Annotated in this window: 19 protein-coding genes; 9 read left to right on the forward strand and 10 right to left on the reverse strand. The window is 31.4% G+C overall.

What is annotated here, in order from left to right:
- Positions 1-93: 93 nt before the first annotated feature.
- From ACVC5O_RS03750 to ACVC5O_RS03770, 5 genes are all read left to right on the forward strand, one after another.
- Complete coding sequence (locus tag ACVC5O_RS03750; protein ID WP_452220127.1) at positions 94-3,246, forward strand: UvrD-helicase domain-containing protein; 3,153 nt, start codon at positions 94-96, stop codon at positions 3,244-3,246.
- 41 nt (positions 3,247-3,287) lie between these two features.
- Entirely contained in the window at positions 3,288-4,481 is a 1,194-nt protein-coding gene (kbl, locus tag ACVC5O_RS03755; RefSeq protein ID WP_452220128.1) for a glycine C-acetyltransferase, read from the forward strand.
- 124 nt (positions 4,482-4,605) lie between these two features.
- Entirely contained in the window at positions 4,606-6,042 is a 1,437-nt protein-coding gene (locus ACVC5O_RS03760) for an OmpA family protein (RefSeq protein WP_452220129.1), read from the forward strand.
- A gap of 73 nt (positions 6,043-6,115) precedes the next feature.
- Positions 6,116-8,866: a PD-(D/E)XK nuclease family protein gene (locus ACVC5O_RS03765; protein WP_452220130.1), complete on the forward strand. Its 2,751-nt coding sequence runs from the start codon at positions 6,116-6,118 to the stop codon at positions 8,864-8,866.
- Complete coding sequence (locus ACVC5O_RS03770; protein ID WP_452220131.1) at positions 8,863-9,708, forward strand: alpha/beta hydrolase family protein; 846 nt, start codon at positions 8,863-8,865, stop codon at positions 9,706-9,708. Before ACVC5O_RS03765 ends, ACVC5O_RS03770 begins: the two co-directional genes overlap by 4 nt.
- Here ACVC5O_RS03770 and ACVC5O_RS03775 read toward each other — a convergent pair.
- Positions 9,705-12,065: a 7TM diverse intracellular signaling domain-containing protein gene (locus tag ACVC5O_RS03775; RefSeq protein ID WP_452220132.1), complete on the reverse strand. Its 2,361-nt coding sequence runs from the start codon at positions 12,063-12,065 to the stop codon at positions 9,705-9,707. The two genes, ACVC5O_RS03770 and ACVC5O_RS03775, sit on opposite strands and share 4 nt — an antisense overlap.
- A gap of 327 nt (positions 12,066-12,392) precedes the next feature.
- On the opposite strand from ACVC5O_RS03775, the gene ACVC5O_RS03780 reads away from it, so the two are divergent.
- The 3 genes from ACVC5O_RS03780 to ACVC5O_RS03790 all read left to right on the forward strand — a co-directional run bounded on the left by ACVC5O_RS03780 (position 12,393) and on the right by ACVC5O_RS03790 (position 15,051).
- Positions 12,393-13,721 (forward strand): MATE family efflux transporter, encoded by a 1,329-nt coding sequence (locus ACVC5O_RS03780; RefSeq protein ID WP_452220133.1) that lies wholly within the window; start codon positions 12,393-12,395, stop codon positions 13,719-13,721.
- A 99-nt stretch (positions 13,722-13,820) separates the two neighbouring features.
- On the forward strand, positions 13,821-14,273 hold the full coding sequence (locus tag ACVC5O_RS03785; protein ID WP_452220134.1) for a 6-pyruvoyl trahydropterin synthase family protein: 453 nt from the start codon (positions 13,821-13,823) through the stop codon (positions 14,271-14,273).
- Between the two features lie 10 nt (positions 14,274-14,283).
- Entirely contained in the window at positions 14,284-15,051 is a 768-nt protein-coding gene (locus ACVC5O_RS03790) for a UDP-2,3-diacylglucosamine diphosphatase (protein WP_452220171.1), read from the forward strand.
- Here the strand turns inward: ACVC5O_RS03790 and ACVC5O_RS03795 are convergent.
- The 5 genes from ACVC5O_RS03795 to ACVC5O_RS03815 form a co-directional block, all read right to left on the reverse strand.
- A complete protein-coding gene (locus ACVC5O_RS03795; protein ID WP_452220135.1) occupies positions 15,048-15,707 on the reverse strand; it encodes a peptidoglycan-binding domain-containing protein in 660 nt (219 codons plus the stop codon). The two genes, ACVC5O_RS03790 and ACVC5O_RS03795, sit on opposite strands and share 4 nt — an antisense overlap.
- Before the next feature lie 50 nt (positions 15,708-15,757).
- On the reverse strand, positions 15,758-17,023 hold the full coding sequence (locus ACVC5O_RS03800) for an MFS transporter (protein ID WP_452220136.1): 1,266 nt from the start codon (positions 17,021-17,023) through the stop codon (positions 15,758-15,760).
- Positions 17,024-17,168: 145 nt separating this feature from the next.
- On the reverse strand, positions 17,169-18,251 hold the full coding sequence (locus ACVC5O_RS03805; protein WP_452220137.1) for a Fic family protein: 1,083 nt from the start codon (positions 18,249-18,251) through the stop codon (positions 17,169-17,171).
- A gap of 82 nt (positions 18,252-18,333) precedes the next feature.
- On the reverse strand, positions 18,334-20,025 hold the full coding sequence (recJ, locus tag ACVC5O_RS03810; protein WP_452220138.1) for a single-stranded-DNA-specific exonuclease RecJ: 1,692 nt from the start codon (positions 20,023-20,025) through the stop codon (positions 18,334-18,336).
- A gap of 4 nt (positions 20,026-20,029) precedes the next feature.
- Positions 20,030-20,452, reverse strand: a complete 423-nt coding sequence (locus tag ACVC5O_RS03815) for an OsmC family protein (protein ID WP_452220139.1) — start codon at positions 20,450-20,452, stop codon at positions 20,030-20,032.
- Between the two features lie 151 nt (positions 20,453-20,603).
- On the opposite strand from ACVC5O_RS03815, the gene ACVC5O_RS03820 reads away from it, so the two are divergent.
- Complete coding sequence (locus tag ACVC5O_RS03820; protein ID WP_452220140.1) at positions 20,604-21,194, forward strand: carboxymuconolactone decarboxylase family protein; 591 nt, start codon at positions 20,604-20,606, stop codon at positions 21,192-21,194.
- Between the two features lie 128 nt (positions 21,195-21,322).
- Here the strand turns inward: ACVC5O_RS03820 and ACVC5O_RS03825 are convergent, their stop codons facing one another.
- The 4 genes from ACVC5O_RS03825 to ACVC5O_RS03840 all read right to left on the reverse strand — a co-directional run bounded on the left by ACVC5O_RS03825 (position 21,323) and on the right by ACVC5O_RS03840 (position 24,860).
- Positions 21,323-22,678, reverse strand: a complete 1,356-nt coding sequence (locus ACVC5O_RS03825; protein WP_452220141.1) for a dihydrolipoyl dehydrogenase family protein — start codon at positions 22,676-22,678, stop codon at positions 21,323-21,325.
- 150 nt (positions 22,679-22,828) lie between these two features.
- Positions 22,829-23,398 carry a uracil-DNA glycosylase family protein gene (locus ACVC5O_RS03830; protein ID WP_452220142.1) on the reverse strand — a complete coding sequence of 190 codons (570 nt, stop codon included), beginning with the start codon at positions 23,396-23,398 and terminating at the stop codon, positions 22,829-22,831.
- Between the two features lie 34 nt (positions 23,399-23,432).
- A complete protein-coding gene (rsmI, locus tag ACVC5O_RS03835) occupies positions 23,433-24,104 on the reverse strand; it encodes a 16S rRNA (cytidine(1402)-2'-O)-methyltransferase (RefSeq protein WP_452220143.1) in 672 nt (223 codons plus the stop codon).
- Between the two features lie 24 nt (positions 24,105-24,128).
- On the reverse strand, positions 24,129-24,860 hold the full coding sequence (locus ACVC5O_RS03840) for a hypothetical protein (RefSeq protein WP_452220144.1): 732 nt from the start codon (positions 24,858-24,860) through the stop codon (positions 24,129-24,131).
- Positions 24,861-24,951: the final 91 nt, after the last annotated feature.

Genomic DNA, 24,951 nt, shown 5'->3' on the forward strand with positions numbered 1-24,951 from the left:
ATATTTTCTTTGTTATCAAATTTACAATATTCCTTACCAAATTTTCTTAATAAACTATTAAGATTCCTTATTTTGGTATGAAAATTTTCTTGTTTGGTAACTTCTTATTTTAAAATATATAATGCTTCAGCAGGAAGCGGAAAAACCTTTACATTAGTTAAAGAGTATTTGAAAATACTTTTTAATTCCAGTAAAGACGATTATTACAAACATATCCTAGCTATAACGTTTACCAATAAAGCGGTTGGTGAAATGAAAGAGCGTATAATTGAGACACTCAAAGAGTTTTCAAACCCTTCTATTTTAAAAACGCCAAACTCTATGTTTGCTGCTATTAGTGAGGAATTAGAATTGGAGTCTGAAATACTTCATCTTAAATCCAAGAAAATTTTAAACAGCATAATATACAATTATGCGGCTTTCGATGTTTCTACAATCGATGGCTTTACACATAAAATTATTAGAACTTTTGCTTACGACTTAAAACTGCCTTTAAATTTTGAAGTGGAGCTAGACCAAGACTCTTTATTAAATGAAGCTGTAGATAGTTTAATTGCAAAAGCTGGCACAAATAAAGAATTAACTCAGGTTTTGGTAGATTTTGCTATTGAAAAAGCCGATGATGATAAAAGTTGGGACATTACCTTTGACCTTAATATAATTGCCAAATTATTGGTAAATGAAAACGACATTCCTTATTTACAGGCCATAAAGGACAAAACACTAGATGATTTTAAAACTTTAAAAACATTAGTGATTAAAAAAATTAATACAAATGAAGCTGCTATAGTTAAAACAGCAGAAGCTACACTAACGTTAATTGAGGAGTGTGGCTTGCAGTATAATGATTTTTCTAGTAGTTATTTACCAAAGCATTTCCAGAAATTAGCCTCTAAAGATTTTAATTTAAATTTTGAAAACAAATGGCAATTAGCTTTACTTGCTAGCGAAACGTTATATCCAAAAAGGGTTACTCCAGATATTTCCTCGATAATTAATAACATACAACCACAATTAATAGATGCTTTTATTACCAGCAAAACGCTTGTTTTTAACCTTAAGTTTTTAAAAGCTATTTATAAAAATATAACACCTTTATCGGTTTTAAACGCTATTAATACCGAATTGGACTTTATAAAACAAGACCAAAACAAAATGCTTATTTCGGAGTTTAATGCGATTATAAGTAAAGAAATAAAAGACCAACCAACGCCTTTTATTTACGAGCGTTTAGGCGAAAAATTTAAGCACTATTTTATAGATGAGTTTCAGGATACCTCTACTTTACAATGGGAAAATTTAATTCCATTAATAGACAATGCCTTAGCTAGCGAAAGTTTAAAGCACGAGCAAGGCACAGCAATGCTTGTTGGAGATGCCAAACAAGCTATTTATAGATGGAGAGGCGGAAAAGCAGAGCAGTTTATAGATTTGTTTACTACTAAATCGCAACCTTTTTATATTAAACAAGATGTTGAAAATTTACCAACTAATTACAGAAGCTTTAAAGAAATAGTAAATTTTAATAATGCCTTATTTCAATATTTAGCAACTACAGCACTTAATAATGAGGAGTATAGTAAATTATACTTACAAACAGCATCGCAAAACCCCTTTTTAGAACACGAAGGTTATGTAAATATTAATTTTTTAGACATCACTAAAGAAGATAATAGAGAAGAAATGTACGTCGAGGAAGCATTTAACACCATACAAACTTGTTTAAAAAACGGCTATGCTTTAAAAGATATTTGTGTTTTAGTTAGAAAAAAGAAAGAAGGTATAGCAATTGCTCAATATTTAAGCGAAAAGGAGATTAAAATAACCTCTTCCGAAACGATGTTAATTAATAACTCCGAAGAGGTTCGGTTTATAACCAATTTTTTAAGGCTACTATTGCATCCTAAAGATGACGAAAACAAAATAAAAGTTTTAAATTATATAGCAAATAAGTATGCTATTGAAGATAAACACCAATTCTTTGCCAACACCATTAATCTAACACTTAGTAAATTACTTAAACAATTTGAAGCTTTTGAGGTTTACTTAACCACAAGTGTCTTGCTACAGCTTCCTATATATGAATTGGCAGAAACTATTGTGCGACATTTTAATTTAGTAACCACTTCCAATGCATATATTCAATTTTATTTAGATTTTATATTAGAATATTCTCAAAAACAAGACGCAGATCTTTCTGGTTTTATTAGCTATTTTGAAAGCAAAAAAGAGAGTTTAAGCATTGTAACACCAAAAGGGTTAGACGCTGTGCAAATAATGACTATTCATAAATCTAAAGGGTTAGAATTTCCAGTAGTTATTTTTCCGTTTGCAGATTTAGATATTTATAGGGAACGAGAGCCAAAAGAGTGGTTTCCGCTTATTAAAGAAGACTTTAATCAATTTCCACACACCTTATTAAATTATAATAAAGATTTTGAACATTTTGGAACTCTTGGAGAGGAGATTTATAACAAACACCAATCCGAGTTGGAGTTAGATAACATAAATCTACTCTATGTTACTTTAACAAGAGCAGTAGAACAACTACATATTATCTCTAAATTAGATATTTCGGCTAAAGGAGAAGTTAACAAAAAAACGTATGCTGGTTTATTTATTGGATACCTTCAACAAACCCAACATTATAATGATTCGCAAACTATCTATTCCTTTGGAAACCCAAAAAAAATAACGCTAAGCGAACCTAACGAAAAGGAAACGTTAGTCCATAATGAATTTATTTCTACTCCAAAAGAAGCGCATAATATTAATATACTAACTACATCTGGATATCTTTGGGACACATTACAAGAAGACGCTTTAGAAAAAGGAAACTTAATACACGATATAATGACGCTTATTGAAACTGAAAATGATGTTGAATCTGCTCTGCTTCAATTTTTAACTACAGGGATTATAAATGAAGCACAAAAACTACAGTTAAATCAAACAATTAATAGTATTATAAAACATCCAGAGCTTCATTCATTTTACACAACTAACTATACCATATATAATGAGCGTGATATTATTAGTAAAAACGGAAAAATTGTTCGTCCAGACAGATTAGCTATCAATAATACAAACCAAGCCACTATTATTGATTATAAAACAGGATTAAGTAATCCAAAATATAAAGAACAACTACAAGATTACCAAGATGCTTTGGAGAGCATGAATTATAAAGTTGAAAATAAAATTTTAGTCTATATTAATAAAGATATAAAAGTGCAATTTCTTTAATAAAAATTTTGCGCGATGTTATAACTTTGAAAAAAAACAATATGTACAGTACAATCAAACAACATTTAAAAAAAGAGTTACAAGAAATTAAAGATAACGGTCTTTTTAAAGAAGAACGCATAATCACTTCGCCACAAGGTGCAGAGATTACACTTAATACAGGCGAAACTGTTTTAAACTTTTGTGCAAATAATTATTTAGGCCTATCGTCTCACCCAGAAGTTGTGCAAGCAGCAAAGGATACGATGGATACGCATGGTTTTGGTATGTCTTCGGTTCGTTTTATTTGTGGCACACAAGACATTCACAAAACACTAGAGCATAAAATAGCAGATTTTTATGGTACAGAAGACACAATCCTTTATGCTGCAGCTTTTGATGCCAATGGAGGTGTATTTGAACCCTTACTAGGTAAAGAAGATGCGATTATCTCAGATTCATTAAATCATGCCTCTATTATAGATGGTGTACGATTATGTAAAGCAGCACGCTATCGATATGCTAATAATGATATGGCAGATTTAGAAAAACAACTAATTGATGCCAATAAAAATGGAGCACGTTTTAAAATTATAGTAACAGATGGTGTGTTTTCTATGGATGGATTACTAGCTCCATTAGATAAAATTTGTGATTTAGCAGATAAATATGATGCTATGGTAATGATTGATGAGTGCCATGCTACAGGTTTTATTGGTGAAACAGGTATTGGAACTTTAGAAGAAAAAGGCGTTTTAGGAAGAATAGATATTATAACAGGAACACTTGGTAAGGCCTTAGGAGGTGCAATGGGAGGATATACTACAGGCAAAAAAGAAATTATAGCGATGCTGCGTCAGCGTTCTAGACCTTATTTGTTTTCAAATTCTTTAGCTCCAGCAATAGTTGGTGCTTCTATAAAAGTATTCGAAATGCTTAAAGGAGATACTTCGCTTAGAGATACATTAGAAGAAAACACAAATTATTTTAAAAAAGGACTAAAAAACGCAGGATTTGATATCATTGATGGCGATTCTGCAATCGTTCCTGTCATGTTATACGATGCAAAACTCTCTCAAACTATGGCAAATATGCTTTTAAATGAAGGAATTTACGTTATTGGGTTCTTTTTTCCTGTAGTACCAAAAGAAAAAGCTAGAATACGAGTACAACTCTCGGCAGCGCATACAAAACAGCACTTAGACAAAGCTATAGAAGCATTTATAAAGGTTGGAAAACAGCTAGATATTATCTAAAACCTTTCTAAACTTGCATAAAATATTTAAAATAATCAATATTTTTATATATTTGTCTTTGTTAATAATATATAACAACTTATTTTTGCTTCTTAATTAACACTTAAAAATTAAACTTTTGAATATGAAAAATCTTAGCAGATTATTGTTCACAATGTTGCTAGCACTTAGTTTTAGTAACGTAAATGCACAAGACGAAAACAACCCTTGGGCAGTTAGCTTTGGTGTAAACGCAGTTGACGTTTATCCAGTTGGAGAAGATGCTCCACAAGGAGACTATTTTGATGAATTCTTTAATGCAAAGGATCATTGGAATATTTTACCATCATTATCTACAGTTTCTGTTTCTAAATATGTAGGTGACGGATTTTCTGTACAACTTGGTGGTTCTATCAACAAATTAACAAAATGGGGGCAAAGAGCTACTCCAACTGGTGATGTTGATCTAGGAGTTAATGATTTAGCATACTATGCAATTGACGGTAACGTAAGATATAGTTTTGCTAAATTAATAAATAGTAACAAACTTGAGCCAATGCTAGGTGTTGGTGGTGGTTATACTTGGATTGGTGAGGGAGCTTACAATAACAACAACTCTGGTGGATTGAATGATGTTGGAGCTGGAACTTTAAACGGTTCTTTAGGTTTAACATATTGGTTTACTGATAATGTAGGTTTATTTGTTGAATCTAAATATAAGCATGCATTTGCTGATTATGGAACAAAACATTTCCAACATTCTGCTGGTGTTTCAGTTAAATTTGGTGGAAAAGATACTGATGGTGACGGAATATACGACAAAGATGACGCATGTCCTGATACTCCTGGTTTAGAAATGTTTAACGGTTGTCCTGATGCTGATGGTGATGGGATTGAAGATTCAAAAGATTCTTGTCCTAACGAAGCTGGTTTAGCTGAGTTTAATGGATGTCCTGATTCTGATGGTGATGGTGTTCCAGATAACCAAGATGATTGTCCAACTGTAAAAGGTCTTAAATCTTTAAAAGGTTGTCCTGATGCTGATGGTGATGGTGTTGCAGATAGCAAAGATAACTGTCCTAACGAAGCAGGTCCTGCTGCAAACAATGGTTGCCCTTGGCCAGATACTGATGGTGATGGTGTTTTAGATAAAGACGATCAATGTGTTGACGTTAAAGGAACTGTTGCAAACAACGGATGTCCAGAAGCTGCTCCAGAACCAACTAAAGAGGTTATGGATAAGTTAAATAGCTATGCTAGAACTATCTTATTTGATACAGGTAAATCAAGTTTCAAAAACACTACTTACGTTGTATTAGGTCAAATTAGAGATATCTTAAAAGAATACCCAGAATCTAAATTCACAATCGAAGGTCATACTGATAGTGTAGGTTCTAAATCTTCTAACCAGTTATTATCTGAAAGAAGAGCGAACGCTGTTAGAGATTACTTAATTGCTAATGGAATTAGTGATGATAGATTAGTAGCTGCAGGTTTTGGAGAAGATTACCCAATCGATTCAAACGCAACTAGATCTGGTAGAAAAAACAACAGACGTACAGAAGTTAAACTTAGAAAATAAGTTTCAATTTTAAATTCGTTTAAATAAATAAAAAAAACGCTCCGAATATCGGAGCGTTTTTTATTTTTATAGTATGACAAGTTTTATACATGATGTGCTTTCCAAATTATTTAAAGAACATCACTCTCTTTCTCAATTTACATTTATACTTCCTAGTAGGCGTGCAGGACTGTTTTTAAAACACACTATTTCTGAGATAATAGCCACAACCGAATTCGCACCAAAAATTATAAGTATTGAGGAGTTTGTGGAAGATTTATCCAACCTAAAAGCAATTACTAATAATGAGCTATTGTTTAAATTTTATTCTGTTTATTTAAATTTAACTCCAAAAAACAGTCAGGAACCTTTTGAAGTGTTCTCTAAATGGGCACAAATAGTGTTGCAAGATTTTAACGAAATTGATCGTTACCTAATTCCTCAAAATCAAATTTTTGATTATTTAAAAGCCATACAAGAAATTAACCATTGGTCACTAAGCGATTCGAAATTAATAACGAGCTACTTAACGTTTTGGAATAACATTAAACTTTACTATAATGCTTTTAAAGAAGCATTACTTAAAGAGCACGTTGGTTATCAAGGGTTAATATATAGAGAAGCAGTTGTAAACCTAGACACTTATGTTAATTCAAATAGAGGTAAGAAACACCTATTTATTGGTTTTAATGCGCTTAACTCTGCCGAAGACACAATTATTCAAAATTTATTAAAGGAAGAGTTAGCAGAGGTATTTTGGGATATAGATGAGGTGTTTTTACAAAACCCATATCACGATGCTGGACTATTTATAAGAAATCACAAAAAAAAGTGGAGTTATTACGCAAATCACGAATTTAAATATATTAGCAAACAGTACTCAGAAAAAAAATCGATTTCTATTTATGGAATCCCGAAAAACATAGGGCAAGCAAAATATATTGGCACTTTACTAAAACAAATTAAAAAAAACAATACTACACTAACCAACACAGCAGTAATACTAAGTGACGAAAACCTATTAATTCCTGTTTTAAATGCTATCCCAGAATCCATAAATGCTATAAATGTGACAATGGGTTTCCCCTTAAAATCAATACCTTTAGCATCTTTATTTGAAAAATTGTTTAATAGCTATAAAAAAAACAGCACTAATTATTATTACAAAGATGTCATTGGTATATTGTCTCATGAGTATATTAAACCACTATTAGAAAATGGAGACATTAACTATGCTTCAAAAATAATAGAAACTATTACAAGAAATAATTTAGTATATATAACCATAGAGCAGCTATTAAATTTAGGAAACAATCATCCTGTATTAACTATACTATTTTCAGAAATAGAAAACAATATAAATAAGGTATTAAAAAAATGCTTCGATTTAATATTTAAAATTAAAGATTTTTTTAACCAGGACAAAACCAATTATCGCTTAGAACTTGAGTATTTATTCAGATTTAATAGTTTATTTAATGAGTTAGACAGACTAAACAAAGTTTACAAACATATAAATACAATCAATGCGTTTTACTCAATTTATAAAGAACTTTTAAGCTCAGAAACTTTAGATTTTAAAGGAGAACCGCTTAAAGGGTTACAAATTATGGGTATGTTGGAGTCTCGTGTTATAGATTTTGAAACTGTAATTATATCTTCTGTAAATGAAGGTATTTTACCTGCAGGAAAGAGCAACAATTCTTTTATTCCCTTTGATGTTAAAGTAGAAAACGATTTACCCACTTTTAAAGAAAAAGATGCCGTTTATACCTATCATTTTTATAGATTATTACAACGAGCAAAAACAGTAATTGTGCTTTACAATACAGAAATTGATGTGCTAACAGGTGGAGAAAAAAGTCGTTTTATAAATCAATTAGAGTTAGAAAATATTCATAAAATTGAACATAAAACACTAATTCCTGAAGCAAAATATAACACAAAAAAATATACAACAATATCCAAAACCGAAGGTGTTTTAGAGCGTCTTAAAGCGGTAAGCGCAAGAGGGTTTTCGCCATCAACTTTAACAAATTATATAAGAAATCCAATAGATTATTATTACCAAAGTATTTTAGAAATTGAAGATTATAATAGTGTAGAAGAAACTGTAGCTGCAAATACTCTTGGAAATGTAATCCATAACACTCTAGAAGCACTTTACACTCCATTTATAAAAGAATTTTTAACGCTTAAAACCATAGAATCCATGGTTTTAAAAGTGGATACAACTGTAGAACTCTATTTTAAAAAAGAATACAAAGAAGGAGACATAGCAAAAGGAAAAAACTTAATCATTTTTGAAATTGCCAAACGCTACGTAAAAAACTTTTTAAGGTTAGAAAAAAACGATTTAAAAAAAGGAAATACTATAAAAATTGAAGCGTTAGAACAAAGAGAAATAATCCCAATTCAATTAGAAGCATTAGATTTTCCAGTATATTTAAAAGGAACTGTAGATAGAATTGACACATATAATGGTACAACCAGAATAATAGATTATAAAACAGGAAAAGTAGAACAAAGAAACTTGGAAATTACTCATTGGGATGCTATTGCAGATGACTATAAGAAATACAGTAAATCCTTTCAAGTATTAGCTTATGCGTATATTTTAAATAAGAAAACTCCTTTTGAAGCTCCTGTTGAAGCTGGTGTGATTTCATTTAAAAATTTAAATTCTGGATTTATAAAGTTTGCTAAAAAAGAGGAAACAAATCCCAGAAACAAAAGCACTTTAATAACCAATGATATACTTAACGCTTTTGAAATTGAACTGAAAAAACTCATTTTAGAAATCTGTAATCCTGAAATTGATTTTATAGAAAAAGATATAGAATGATCTTAAAAAACCAAGTTTTAAACCGAAAAAATAACAAGCCAATAGTCTATGATTATTTTTTTAACGACAGCAAGGCGCTAAAACCATTAGTTATATTTTGCCATGGTTACAAAGGGTTTAAAGATTGGGGAAGTTGGAATATTGTGGCAAACGCGTTTTTAAAAGCCAATATCTTTTTTGTAAAGTTTAATTTCTCTCACAATGGAGGTACAGCTATACAGCCTATAGATTTCCCAGACTTAAAAGCTTTTGCCGAAAATAATTACAGTAAAGAATTAGAAGATTTAGAAGCTGTTATTAATCACGTAACTTCTTCAGAAAACTCATATTTAGAGCAAATAGACACTAACAACATTACACTTATTGGTCATTCTCGTGGTGGCGGAATTTGCGCTATAAAAGCAAGTGAAGATCGTAGAATAAAACAATTAATTACTTGGGCTAGTGTTGCCGATTTTGAAAAAAGAACTGCAACTACTGGAGATTTAGAAGCTTGGCAAAAAAATGGTGTGAAATACGTTTTTAACTCTAGAACGAAACAACAGATGCCTCATAACTTTCAGTTTTATAAAGATTTTAAAGCAAATGCAAATCGATTAAATATAAAACGCGCAGTTAAAGACTTAAAAATCCCTTTTTTAATTATTCATGCCATTGATGATCCTTCTGTTACATACAAAGAAGCTTTACTTTTAAATTCCTGGTGTTTAAATAGTACATTATTGCCTATAACAAACAGTAATCATGTTTTTGGAGCAAAGCATCCTTGGGATAAAAAACGTTTACCAAAAGCCTTACAAACAGTTGTATTAGAAAGTATTGTATTCATTCCAACTACTTAAGCAATTTTGAGAACAGAGTTAAGTTTACAAGAGTTTATTTTTTTAAATAAAAGCTCTTTTTTTATTGGCTTAGTCATATAATCATTCATTCCTAAATCCAAAACTTTTTGTTTAGTTTCTTGCATAGCATCTGCTGTTACTGCAATAATTGGTATGGATTCTAAAGCATCTCCTAATTTGCCACTACGTATTATTCTAGTTGCTTCGTATCCATCCATAACAGGCATTTGTAAATCCATTAAAACAATGTCGTAAATATTACGTTTTAATTCGTCTATAGCTTCTTTTCCATTATTTACTACCGAAAAACTTATAGCATTATTACTTCCTAAAAGCTTACGCATAACCATTTGGTTTAACATATTGTCTTCTACTACTAAAACGTGTGATTCTTCATTTTTAGACTTTGAGCTTTGTGTGTTATAAGTCTCAATTTTAGATGTTTCAACTACTTTTAAAGGTAAGTCTATAAAAACATCTGTTCCTTTGTTCTCTTCACTTTCAATAGTTAAACTCCCTTCAAATAAAGCCACTAAATGCTTAACAATAGTTAATCCTAAGCCTATGCCTCCAAATTTTCTTTTGTGGTTATTTTGCATTTGATTAAAGCTATCAAATACATTTTTTTTGATGTCTTCGTTCATTCCTATTCCAGTATCTGAAATATGAAACGAAAATCGCGAAATGTTGTTAGGTTGTGTTAAACATTTCACTTTAAAATGTACTGCGCCTTCATTTGTAAACTTAACCGCATTACTTAAAACGTTATTTATTATTTGTACAAAACGTTCATTATCGCCACTTAATTTTACTGGAATATCATAATCCATTTCAAACGTGTAGCTTAATCCTTTTTTATGAGCTTCGACTTTCCAATTATTACTAATTTCGTTTAAAGCAATAGATGGATTAAAGTCTTCTTTTTGGAGTTTTAACTCGTTTTTTTCTATTTGTTCAAAATCTAAAATATCGTTTACATTACTTAATAAACTTAAGGATGCATTTTTTATAATTTCGTATTGTTGTCGTTCTTCTTTTGTAGATTGTTTACTTAATTCTGTTTCTGCAATTCCCATTATCGCATTTATAGGTGTCCTAAGTTCGTGACTCATATTGGACATAAAATAGGTTTTTAATTTACTTATTTCTTGTGATCTTGTTAATGCTAATTCTTGAGAGGTTTCCTTTTCTTCTCTTAAATTTCTAATGAGGTTAGTCATTGATAAAGACAAGAAAATAACTTCGAATCCAATCCCAAATTTTGCACTATTTAAAGTGTAAAAATTATTAGGTAACAAGCTTAAATTATTCATTACAAAACCTGCTAATCCAATGACTAAAAATAAAATTCCAAATGAAAAATAACCGTCTATGGAAATCCGTTTGTAGCGCATTGTAAATACAGTAACTAAAATTAATACAAGGCTTAAAAGTCCATTTAAATTACTAATAGGATAGACGTATTGCATAGTTTGTGGCGAAACAAACACCATAGTAAATAAAACTGCAATAGCTATATATATGGCATTATATGCTTTTTTAAAACTAGACAACTGTATAGGGACTTTTAAAAAATACTCACAATATTTTAATAGGAAAAAATTAGAAAACAAGGCTGTAATTAATACTGCTCTACTATTTAAATAGCCAGATTCTGGAAGTATATATTGAAAAATTAAACCATCTAAAGCCGCTTGCATTAATGCTATTGAAAACACATAACAGCTGTAATATAAAAATGTTTTTTCTTTAAGACTACTATAGAAAAACAAATAAATTAGTGCTGCTAAAAATAGAAGACCATAAAATAATCCTAAAAATAATTGTTGTTTATAATTCATCATCCAAAAGGCAGATTCATTATATAATTTTAGAGGTATGTTTATAGTTTCGCCATCACTGCTTAAGTTTAAATACACTTGTTGAGTGGTGTTCTCTGCAATTTCTAATTTAAAAATAGAAGATCGATGCTGTACTTGGCGTGTATTAAAAGCAACCTGATCGCCACTTTCAAACTTTTGAATATCGATTTTACTTATTTGATATAAGTTCACTATATCTGTTACTGGCCTTGCTGTTTCCAAATAATAGGTTTTCGCTTTATTAGAAGAATTTTCTAGTTTAAACCGAAGCCAAAACTGGTTTGATGTAAAACCTAAACTTTGATTGTCGCTCTCTAAAGCAGTATAGCTAACATTTGCACTAATGAGTTCTGATATTGTGTATAAAGAGTCGTTTACATCTGTAATTTCAGCGTACTCGTATAATTCTCCTTTACTGTTTTCAGGATTATAGGCTTGGTCTTGCGCATATATAGATAAGCCAATTAGGTAGGTTAGTAGTAAGATTTGTTTCATGTTTGGGACATTGAACTTTCTAAACTTACGAAAAAAAGTAAATCATGGTTTTAAATATTTTAAAAAAATTTAAAATTTATAGTTATTTCACACTTTTTCATAATTATATAAAAATCAATCTCTTTACAATTTATCCACATTATTTTTGTGTAAATTGTAATTAAAATCTGCTACAAATTGTAAGTAATTTTTTTTTTTTTGAAAAATCCAATACGTCCTTAAATAATCTTACTAATAAAAAATTTAAGACTAAATTTACAGCTTTACAAATACTAAATTAAAAGCCTTACAAACTCTTTTTTTTAATTTTTAAGCATATACATGTAAATGAGTATTACTCTAAAACAAATAAACAAACTAGCCATTCCTGCTTTAATTGCTGGCGTTTCTGAGCCTATATTATCTATAACAGACACTGCTATTATTGGTAATATAGATGTTAATGCTACAGAATCTCTTGCTGCTGTTGGAATAGTTGGTACGTTTATTTCTATGCTTATTTGGGTGTTGGGTCAAACACGAAGCGCTATTTCATCTATTGTTTCCCAATATGTTGGAGCCAATAATATAGAAGCTGTAAAACACCTTCCTGCGCAAGCAATTTTTATTATTACCTCGCTAAGTGTGTTAATTATAGCAACTACATTCCCTTTTGCCGAACCTATTTTTATGCTCTACAATGCTTCAGATTTAATTTTAGACTATAGTGTAGAGTACTATAAAATTCGCGTTTTTGGGTTCCCTTTCACTTTATTTACAATTGCTGTTTTTGGTACGTTTAGAGGTTTGCAAAACACGTTTTACCCAATGATTATTGCTATTGTTGGCGCCTTAATTAATATTGTTTTAGATTTTGTTTTAGTGTATGGTATTGAAGGTATTGTATCTGCGATGCATATTAAAGGAGCTGCTTATGCCAGTGTAGCTGCACAATTTACAATGGCTTTACTTTCGGCGTATTATTTATTATCAAAAACGCAAATCCCATTGCGTTTAAAGTTTCCTCTAAACAAAGAAATTGGTCGTTTTATTATTATGATTCTAAATCTATTTGTGAGAACATTAGCATTAAATGCAGCCTTGTATTTTTCTACTCGTTTTGCAACAGGTTATGGCAAAGAGTATATTGCAGCATACACTATTGCCATAAATTTATGGTTTTTAGGCGCCTTTATTATTGATGGTTACGCTAGTGCTGGAAATATTTTATCAGGAAAATTATTTGGTGCAAAAGCCTATAAGGAACTTATTGGATTGAGTAATAAATTAATAAAATACGGAATTGTCGTTGGTGTAATTTTAGCAGTATTAGGCTTTATTTTTTATTATTCTATAGGAAGAGTTTTTACTAACGACGATGGTGTTTTAAGTGTTTTTTACAGTGTTTTTTGGATCGTTTTAGCAATGCAACCCTTATGTGCTCTTGCGTTTATCTTTGATGGCATGTTTAAAGGTTTAGGTAAAATGAAGGTGTTGCGAAACGTATTACTATTATCTACAGGATTAGTGTTTATACCAGTATTATTTGGCTTAGATGCTTTAGACTATAAATTACATGCTATTTTTATTGCCTTTACGCTTTGGATAATAGCCAGAGGATTACCATTAATTATAAAATTTAGACAAGAATTTTTACCACTTGCGCAAAAGACGTAACTTTAGCCACTAATTAAAACACATTATTATGAACAAACTGTTTTTAATTTTAGCAGTAGTGCTTATAATTGTATATTTCTATAATCGAAGACGACGTTAATGAGTACAATAAGAATTACCAAACAATTTTCATTCGAAACTGGTCATGCACTTTATGGCTACGATGGAAAATGTAAAAACGTACATGGTCACAGTTACAGATTAGAAGTTACTGTTATTGGCAAACCTATTTCGGACTCTACTAACGTAAAATTCGGGATGGTTATTGATTTTAGCGACCTTAAAAAAATTGTGAAAGAAGATATTGTAGATGTTTTTGATCATGCTACAGTATTTAATAAAAATACACCACACGTAGAGTTGGCTAAAGAATTATCAGAAAGAGATCACAACGTGCTTTTAGTAGATTACCAACCAACTAGTGAAATGATGGTTGTTGATTTTGCTTCCAAAATAAAAAAACGATTGCCAGAAAACATAAAGCTTCATTCTCTAAAATTACAAGAAACAGCAACCTCTTACGCGCAGTGGTTTGCTAGTGATAATGATTAGTGATTTTAACATATCAATCCCTTCTGGAAAGAAAATTTATTTTGCTTCCGATAATCATCTTGGTGCTCCAACAACTGAAGCTTCTCGCCCTCGCGAAAAAGAGTTTGTTGCTTGGTTAGACGACATTAAACACGATGCTGCTGCCATTTTTTTATTAGGCGATTTGTTTGATTTCTGGTTTGAGTACAAAACAGTTGTACCAAAAGGATTTACAAGAACTTTAGGAAAACTTGCAGAAATAAGTGATTCAGGCATTCCTATTCATTATTTTGTAGGTAATCATGATTTATGGATGAATGGCTATTTTGAAACCGAACTAAACATTCCTGTTTACCACAAACCACAAGAATTTATAGTTAATAACAGCACTTTTTTTATTGGTCATGGAGACGGTTTAGGTCCTGGAGACAAAGGCTATAAACGCATGAAAAAAGTATTTACAAACCCTGTTTTTAAATGGCTTTTTAAGTGGTTGCATCCAGATATTGGTGTAAAAGTGGCACAATACCTCTCTGTAAAAAATAAACTGATTTCTGGCGACGACGATGCTACGTTTTTGGGAGAAGACAACGAGTGGTTAGTACAATATTGCAAACGCAAATTAGAAGACAAACACAGGGATTATTTTGTTTTTGGCCACAGACATTTGCCAATGGAAATAGCGCTTAACGACACTTCTAATTACATTAATCTTGGCGATTGGATCCAATATTACACCTATGGTGTTTTTGATGGCTCTACGTTTACATTAGAAAAAAGAACTGTTAATAACGACTAATCAAGAAGCGCTTCTAAAGTCAATCTGTCTATAATACCATCTGCAAATAAATTATTTTTAGTTTCAAAATCTTTTATAGCTTCAGAGGTAATGTTTTTATACACACCATCTACAGGTATATTGTATCCTTTTTTAACTAACAATTTTTGCATTTCGTACACAAAAGCATTGGTTTGACCAGAAAACAAATTGTTTTTTGGTAAATTTTCAAACATAAAAGCTTTAAACGCCAAAGCTTTATGTTGCATTTTATACTCTTTAGAGCTTAGGTTTTTTTCTTCAAAAAGCTTAATATCTTTATTGGCTAACCCTTCTTTTTTTAGTGTGTGAGATTGCGTTAGCTTACCTTCATAAAACTTAACTCTTGCTAGTTTTTTAGCATATTGCTTACTGGCATATTCTGTTTCAACATCATCGTTTTCTGGATTGCGCACATCTATTCTATTCACTGTCCATTGTGATATTATATAATGGTTTAACTCTTCAATAGCTTCATAATAATTATAAACTACGTCTTGATTATGGTAGTTTAAATCTACAGTTTCAGTAGTTGTATAATTAACTTGTTTTGGATGAAAACGTTGGTAGTCTTGGTATTGATTGTAGGCAAAAATCAATAGTATAACAACTAAAATAGCGATAAGTATTTTTTTCATATTGAGGTTAATTTAATAGCAAATATACTAGAAATTGGTTGTATTTAGGTTTATTCATTTTCATGAGCGTGCAAATCCTTAGTCAAATCTAATTTTCTAAATGTAGGCGAAACTATTCCTGTGGTAATCACTGTAATTAGAGTCATTGTACCACCAAACACAACAGCAGTAACGGTTCCCATAAGTTTTGCTGTTACACCACTTTCGAAAGCGCCAAGCTCGTTAGACGAACCAACAAACATAGAATTTACTGAAGAGACGCGTCCTCGCATGTGATCTGGTGTTTTTATTTGTAAAATAGTTTGTCTAATAACCATGGACACACCATCTGTAACACCACTAAAAAACAGCGCAACAACACTAATCCAAAACACAGAAGACAATCCAAAAACAATAATGCAAACACCAAACCCGAAGATAGAAGCAAGCAGTTTCATACCAGCATTTTTACTTATTGGTAAATACGCTGTAGCAAGCATAGTTAAAAATGCACCTACTGCAGGAGCAGCACGTAACACACCAAAACCTTCTGGGCCTACTTTTAAAATGTCTTGTGCAAAAATGGGTAATAAAGCTACTGCTCCACCAAAGAGTACTGCAACCATATCTAAGGTTAAAGCACCAAGAATCGCTTTGGTTTTAAACACAAAATGTAAACCTTCTTTTAAACTTTGTAATATAGGCTCTCCAATTTTAGGGTTAAGTATTGGTTTTCTTTTAATTCGAAATAATACAATTAAAGAGAACATTACTAGTCCAAAAACAAAGCATAAAGACCAATGTACACCAACTGTACTTATTAAAAGTCCTGCAGTTGCTGGTCCTAAAACCGAAGCCATTTGCCAAGTAGAACTACTCCACGTTGCAGCATTAGGATAGATTTTTTTAGGTACTATTAATGCAATAAGTGAGAATATAGTTGGTCCAAAAAACGAACGTAATAAACCACCAAAAAAGACCAAAGCGTAAATAGAATATAAAATAGATTTTGTGGACCAATCGCTTACTATTTTTGGCCAAGTCAATAAAAACAAGCCTAAACTTATTAAAGAAAATAAGGCAATACAAATGGCAAGTAGATTTCGTTTTTCTTTTTGATCGACAATATGTCCTGCAAATAATGCCATTACAAATGCAGGAATAAACTCGAAAGCGCCAATTAATGCTAAATTCCAAGGATCTTTGGTGATGCTATACACTTGCCACTCCAAAACAATAAATTGCATAGACCAAGCGAAAACTAATGCAAATCGTAATACTAAAAAAATATTGAATTCTTTAATACGTAAAGCTGCGTATGGATCTTTTTTAGTCATATAGGCTATTATCAGATTGTATTTTAAACAAAAATTATTTTTTATAGGTTAACGAAATAAAGTTTTTTTAACATGTTTTGTAAATGTGTTAAGAAAAACGTCATTTATTAACAAGTTTAGTTATTATGTTAATAAAAGAAAGAAATTATAACTTGTAATCGTACTCTGAAAAAAGTCTCAGCAAGCTATTGTTTACAAAATAATTATCCCTACCAATAATAACTTTTGTTAAAATACCGCCTTCACTTTCTGCTAATTGATTTAAATATTTAGAGGCGGTCTGTCTACTTACTTTTAAATCTGATTGTAAGAATTCTATTTTTGTATATGGATGCTTAAACAAGTTGTTTATTAAATCTTGACTATAAAACTTAAAATTATCTCTAATAAAAAATTTATAATGTTGCATTTCTCTTTTAATATCTGTTATAAGTTTGATTGCTTGTTTAGAAACAGATTCAACTGCATCTAAAATAAAACATATCCAACTCTCCCAATCATTTTCATCTCTTACAGTTTGAAGCAAAAAATAATATTCTAGTTTGTTTTGAATGATATACCTACTTAAATACAAAGAAGGGAATTCTAGTAAATTTTTCTCAACAAGGTACAGTATGTTTAAAATCCTACCTAACCTACCATTACCGTCATAAAATGGGTGAATACTCTCAAATTGATGATGAATAATAGCCATTTTTATCAAAGGGTCTAAGTCGTCTATTTGGTCATCATTGATATAATCTACAAGATTATTCATTAAAGACGTTATTTCTAATTTCGATTGAGGAGGAGTATAAACTGTTTCTTTTGTTTTATCGTTTTTTAAATCTGTTCCAGGAAGCGCTCGATATCCAGCATTATTTTGTTCTAATTCCTTATGAATCTCCAATACAATCCTGTTAGTAATTAATTTGTTTTTATATACATATTCATATCCAATTTTTAAAGCTTTAGCGTAATTCTGAACCTCTTTTGCAGCTATATTTTTCACTAAATTCATGTTTAGCTCTGCTCTAAAAAGCTCATCGTGAGTAGTTATAATATTTTCTACAGCAGAACTATCTTTTGCCTCTTGTAAAGAAAGTGTGCTAATTAAAATTGATGGATTTGGCATTGTAGCAACAACTCCTTTTAGTTCTGCCAAAGCAGCTCTTGCATTTGGTAATTTTTTTAAAACCTTTTTTGTTTCAACTTCTTTTTTTAATGGTAAATTTTCTAAAATATACATAAACAAAAAAATTTATTATCTCTTAATTTAAATAAGATGAGTTTTATCAATATTACAAAAACAATTGAAATGTTTAAGAAAATTATTCTTTTATATCTCTAAGCTTCAGCTGTAAACTCACATTACCTTGCCAATGATTTTCGTCTATAGAATACACTGCTTTAAAGGGTTTTTTATTAGATATAATATCGAGCTTGTTTCCTAAGCCAAAACCTATACACACTAATTTTTCTTTTCCTGTTTGCGTTACTGTAATCCGTAAATGTTTGTCGTCTTCGCCAACACATTTTCCATAACCAGTATCTTTTAAGTAGTCTGTCATAAAAATTGGTGTCATATTTCCTGGTCCAAAAGGTGCAAACTGACTTATAATACGCCAAAACTTATTGTCTATTTGGTGCAAATCAATTTCTGTGTCTATTTTTATTTCTGGCTTAAGCAGTGATTTGTCTATAGTTTTTGTGACCTCATCTTCAAAAGCTTGCTTAAAAGCCTCGTAGTTTTCTTCTTTTAGCGTTAAACCTGCTGCATATTTATGTCCTCCAAACTGCTCAATATGTTCTGAGCAAGCTTCCAAAGCATTATACACATCGAATCCTGAAACCGAACGTGCAGAAGCTGCAAGTTTATCTCCACTTTTTGTAAATACTAAAGTTGGTCTATAATAAGTTTCTATTAATCTAGAAGCTACAATACCAATAACACCTTTGTGCCAAGTATCATGATATACTACTGTAGTGTAGCCTTTCTGTTCATTATTATCTTCCAGTTGTTGTAACGCTTCTTTGGTTATGCGTTTATCTGCTTCTCTTCGGTCTGTGTTAAACGCTTCAATTTCTGCAGCATAGTCTTCTGCTAAAGCATAATTCATTTCGGTTAATAGTGTGACTGCATAGTTACCATGTTTCATTCGACCTGCTGCATTTATTCGTGGTGCAACAATAAACACAACATCTGTAATGGTAAGTTCTTCTTTTTTTACCTGATTGATAATCGCTTGGATTCCTGGACGTGGATTAGCGTTTATAACTTGCATTCCAAAATAGGCAAGTACTCTATTTTCGCCAGTAATAGGAACAATATCTGCACCAATTGCTGTAGCCACTAAATCTAAATATTGGGTTAAATCCTCTACTGTTTTATTTTCTTTTAAAGCTAAAGCCTGGATGAGTTTAAAACCAACACCACAGCCACAAAGCTCTTTATATGGATAATCGCAATCCTCGCGTTTTGGGTCTAAAATAGCAACTGCATCTGGTAAGTGTTTTCCTGGTCTGTGGTGATCACAGATTATAAAATCGATTCCTTTTTTTGTCGCATATGCAACTTTATCTATGGCTTTTACACCACAATCTAAAGCTATAATTAGTGTAAAATCATTATCGTGCGCAAAGTCAATTCCTTTATAAGACACACCATAACCTTCGTCATAACGATCTGGAATATACGTTGCTACATTTTCCGTTATCGTTTTTAAATAAGAAGATAATAACGCGACAGAAGTCGTACCATCCACATCGTAATCGCCAAATACTAATATGTTTTCGTTTTTAGACAACGCAGTTTCAATTCTTGTAACCGCTTTATCCATATCCTTCATTAGATAAGGATCATGTAAGTCTTTTAAGCTTGGTCTAAAAAATGTTTTGGCATCATCATAAGTCTCAATACCACGTTGTAGAAGCATAGTGGCAACAATACGATCTACTTGAAGCGCTTTTTGTAAAGCTTCAATTTTTTTTGGTTCTGGTTTTGGCTTTAGTGTCCAGCGCATTTATCTACTTATTATGATAATGAATAGAGGTGTTTACTTTGGCAAACTTGCGAAACATTTCCATAACTCCACAGTATTTTTCGATAGATAAATCGACTGCTTTCTTAATTTTTGATTCGTCTAAATTTTCGCCATAAAAATGATATTCTATAGCAACAGTATGATAGTATTTAGGGTGTTCTTCTGTAAGTTCTCCAGTGGTATCCATTCTAAAATCAGAGAGTGTCACCTTCATTTTGTCTAAAATAGAAATTACATCTAAACCAGAGCAACCAGCTAAACTAGAAAGCATCATGGCTTTTGGAGATAAACCAGAACTGTGTCCTCCATTTTCGGGAGAGGTATCCATTAAAACGGTTTTTCCGTTAGGATTATCGGATTCAAATTGTAAATTTCCTTTCCAGTGTGTGGTTACTTTATTTGACATTTTATTACGATTTTATTTTAATTAAAATGATGTTTTATTTTGATTGTTATTTATTTCATCTAAAAAAAAGAAATATACAACAAGTAAGTTAGGTGCTTAAACCTTTAGGTACTATATTTAGTCAAAAATACTACTAAAAACCAAAATGTCTATGCCTTTAGTCACTCCATTAACTCCTGAACATGATTTAGAAACCAAAAAACTTGCTGAGTTTTTTAACGAAACTCTTGGTTTTTGTCCAAATTCTGTTCTAACAATGCAACGTCGTCCTGCAATTAGCAAGGCATTTATACATTTAAATAAAGCTGTAATGGCTAATGAAGGCAGAGTAACGTCGGCATTAAAGCGTATGATAGCTTGGGTAAGTAGTAATGCGACAGGTTGTAGGTATTGCCAAGCACATGCTATTAGAGCTGCCGAACGTTATGGCGCAGAACAGGAACAATTAGATAATATTTGGGACTACAGAACACATGCTGCTTTTTCTGAAGCGGAACGTGCTGCATTGGATTTTAGTTTGGCAGCAAGTCAGGTTCCAAATGCTGTAGATAATACTATAAAAAAACGTTTACACGAACATTGGACCGAAGGTGAAATTGTAGAAATGCTTGGTGTAATTTCTCTTTTTGGATATTTAAACCGTTGGAACGATAGTATGGGAACAACACTTGAAGGTGATGCTATAGATAGCGGAAAGCACTATTTAGGAAAACATGGTTTTGAAGTTGGAAAGCATGTGTAATTAGTTTGCAGTAAAACAGTAATAGCAGGCAGTTGCCTGCTGTTGTAAACTATAGAATAAACCTTGCTAGAAATAGTGAGGTTTTTTTGTGCCTATTTTTAAATTACTATGAACTTACGAGATAAAAATCACTCTGCCAACATGCTTTTTAAATCACTACTATAAGAAGGATATGTAAAAATTAAAGATTTAAAGGCTTTAGTAGTCATTTTATTCTCAATAGCAATTGCAAAACTATTAATAGTTTCGTGTGCTTGGTCACTTAACAGGTGTGCTCCAACAATTTCTGATGTTCTTTTATTTACTATAATTTTATAAGCATAAACAGAAGTATTAGATTTTTTAGCATTAAACCAATTTGAGGCATCACCTTTAAATACTTTAACAGCTTTATATCTGCTTTTTGCTTCTGCTTCACTATAACCAACACTTGCTATTTTAGGGTTTGTAAATACTACTGAAGGCACCAATGGATGTTTAAAAACCTTAGATTTACTCTTTAATATATTTCGCGCAACACTATAACCTTGCAAACCAGAAAGTGGTGTTAATGGAACAGATTTATTGGAAACATCACCACAAGCAAAAACGTTTTTATGACTTAGGCTTTGTAAATAATCGTTAACATGGACGCCTTGCGAATCGTGCAAAATATTAGCTTTATCTAAGTCTAGCAATTGTGTTGCTGGCACTCTTCCTGCTGTATTATAAATTACTCTTGCTTTTATAGTTTTAGTGTTTCCTTTGTGTTTGTAGGTTAATTTAATGTTTTTCTTTAATTTTTCTGCTGAAATTGTTTCGGCTTCAAAAATAAATTCTACACCATTTTCTTCTAGATGTTTGACTAGTTTTTCGACTAAAAACGTATCGAAATTAGTAAGTGCTTTTTTGTCTTTTTGAAGAATTGTAACCTTACAACCTAAAGTTGATAACATATAAGCGAACTCCATTGCAATATATCCTGCTCCAATAAACAAAGCAGATTTAGGTATAGATTTTAAATTAAGGATATCATCACTATTTTGTAACAGTGCACTGCCTTTAAATGTTAAGGGTCTTGGCACTAAGCCTGTAGCAATAACAAAATACTCTGCAGTAATCAATTTGCCTTCTACTACAACCTCGTTATTACTCTTAAATTTTGGTGATTGATGGTAGAGCGTTATATTTTTACTTGTTAGATTGTCTTCAGTTGCTTTCGGGATAACCTCTGTAAAAGAACGTTTAAATTTCTGGACGTCTTTCCATTTTATTTTTGGTGCTTTAGCAATGCCCTTGTCTTTAAGTTTATTGCTTGTGTTTACTAAATCGGCAAATTGTAATAGTACTTTTTTAGGGTCGCAACCTCTGTTTGCACAAGTGCCTCCAAACTCTCTCTTATCTGCAATGGCAACTGTTAGGTTTTGATCTGCACAGGCTTTTGCAACTGTTTGTCCTGCAATTCCGCTTCCTATTACAAAAACATTATAATGTATTGATTCCATAATTTAATTATTAGAATATGAATGTAGATAAACGCAAGTAAATTTAATGCTACAAATACTATAAAGATTAGTCTATTTGATTTTTTGTGGTTAATAGAATTGTTCTTTTTTAAACTCAATAACTACTAAAAAATTTTGGAAGTGGTATTTTTAGATAATGTCTTGTATAATATTTTGCAACTCTGGTACAATTTCGGTTTCAAACCAAGGGTTTTTACTTTTCCAAAATCTATTGGTTGGCGAAGGATGTGGCATGGGAAAATACTTTGGCAAATACTCTTTATAACTCGCAACAGTTTCGGTTAAAGTGCGTTTCGCTCGTTTTTTTAAGTAATATTTCTGTGCGTATGCACCTATTAAAAGCACTAATTCCACATTGTGTAGTTTACTCATAATCGCTTCGTGCCATTGTGGAGCACATTCTGGTCTTGGTGGCAAATCACCTGTTTTACCTTTTCCTGGATAACAAAATCCCATTGGTATGATTGCAAATTTGGTCTCGTCGTAAAAGGTTTCATCTGTAACATTTAACCATTTACGTAGTTGTTTTCCACTAGCATCGTCCCAAGGAATACCTGATGCATGTACTCTAGCTCCTGGAGCTTGACCAATAATTACAATTTTTGATTCGGATTTGGCTGTAACAATTGGTTTTGGACCAAGTGGTAAATGCTCTTCGCAAATTTTGCATTGTCTAATATTTTGAAGTAATTTATCCATAAATAGAAGTTTAGACAACACTTAAAAAGTGGTTTTATTTTTTGCCACCAACCACAATTACAATTTCGCCTTTTGGAGGCTTATTGGTATAGTGTTCTAACACTTGTTTTGCGGTTCCACGTATAGTTTCTTCGTATAATTTGGTGAGTTCTCTAGACACAGAAACTTGCCTCTCTTCTCCAAAATACTCACAAAAATGAGTGAGTGTTTTTATAAGCTTGTGTGGACTCTCATAAAAAATTATAGTTCTGGTTTCTTCAGCAAGCAATAATAAACGTGTTTGACGTCCTTTTTTTACTGGTAAAAATCCTTCAAATATAAACTTATCGTTTGGCAAACCACTATTTACTAATGCTGGCACAAAAGCAGTTGCTCCTGGTAAACAATCTACTTCTATATAATGTTCAATACATGCTCTGGTAAGTAAAAATCCAGGATCTGAAATTGCTGGAGTTCCTGCATCGCTTATTAATGCAATGGTAACTCCAGATTTTAATTTTTGTATTACTGCTTCAACCATTCTATGCTCATTATGCATGTGGTGGCTTTGCATTGGTGTACCAATTTCAAAATGTTTTAATAGTTTTCCAGAAGTTCGAGTGTCTTCGGCTAAAATTAAATCGACGTCTTTTAAAACCTCAACAGCTCTAAAAGTGATGTCTTTTAAATTTCCTATTGGAGTTGGTACTATAAATAGTTTGCTCATAATGTTTTACGCGAAAATGGAAACCTAATTAAAACGTGCTTCAACAATTTCCATAAAACGTTCTTGGTATTCTTCTTTACCAACCCAATTATTATAATCTGGTTTTACAATATCTTGTATTAACGTATTTGCTTCTTGGTAAGTGGATGAGGTGTTTAATTGTGATAATACACGCTCGTAATCCTCTTGTTTTCCATCAAATAAATGTTTTACAAAGGCTAATTTATCGTTTAAACCTATATTTAAACCTCCTGATTTAATTCTATCGTTTAGAGATTTTTTTTCGTTGGTAACTTTACTAACAGGCTCAAATTCTGGGATGGTTTCAAAACCAGCAGTAATGTTTTCAAAATCATTTTTATTGTAGTCTGTTTTTGGATTTACTGCTGCAAGCAAATCGTCAACCTGTTGCGTTTCTTGTGGCATTTGCGCAACCATGTCTTTTATTTTTTCCATTACAGGTTCCATAATCCCATCGTCTTCTCTTTCATCAACATTAATATATGTTTTGTCTTCAACTTCTATATTATCACTATATTTATTGTTAAACGCCTCGTCTAACATATCAAAAAATGAAGAGTCGTTTCCAATGGTTGGAATATCTTCTTCAAAATTTTCATTTGCAAATTTTAAAACAGTAAGTTTTTCATACAATGCAGCAACTTCTTTGTGGAGTTTATCTACATCTTCTTTCCCTTTTAGCTTTAGAATCCTATGCGCTATACTTACTAATTCTGATTCTAATTTCTTTCTCATCACTTTTATTTTTAATGTTTTTTTAATAATTGTATTTAAGCCTTTTGATTTTTAATAAATTTGCATCACCTTTATGAAAACGAAATTTGCT

The sequence above is a fragment of the Lacinutrix salivirga genome, from assembly GCF_053604675.1.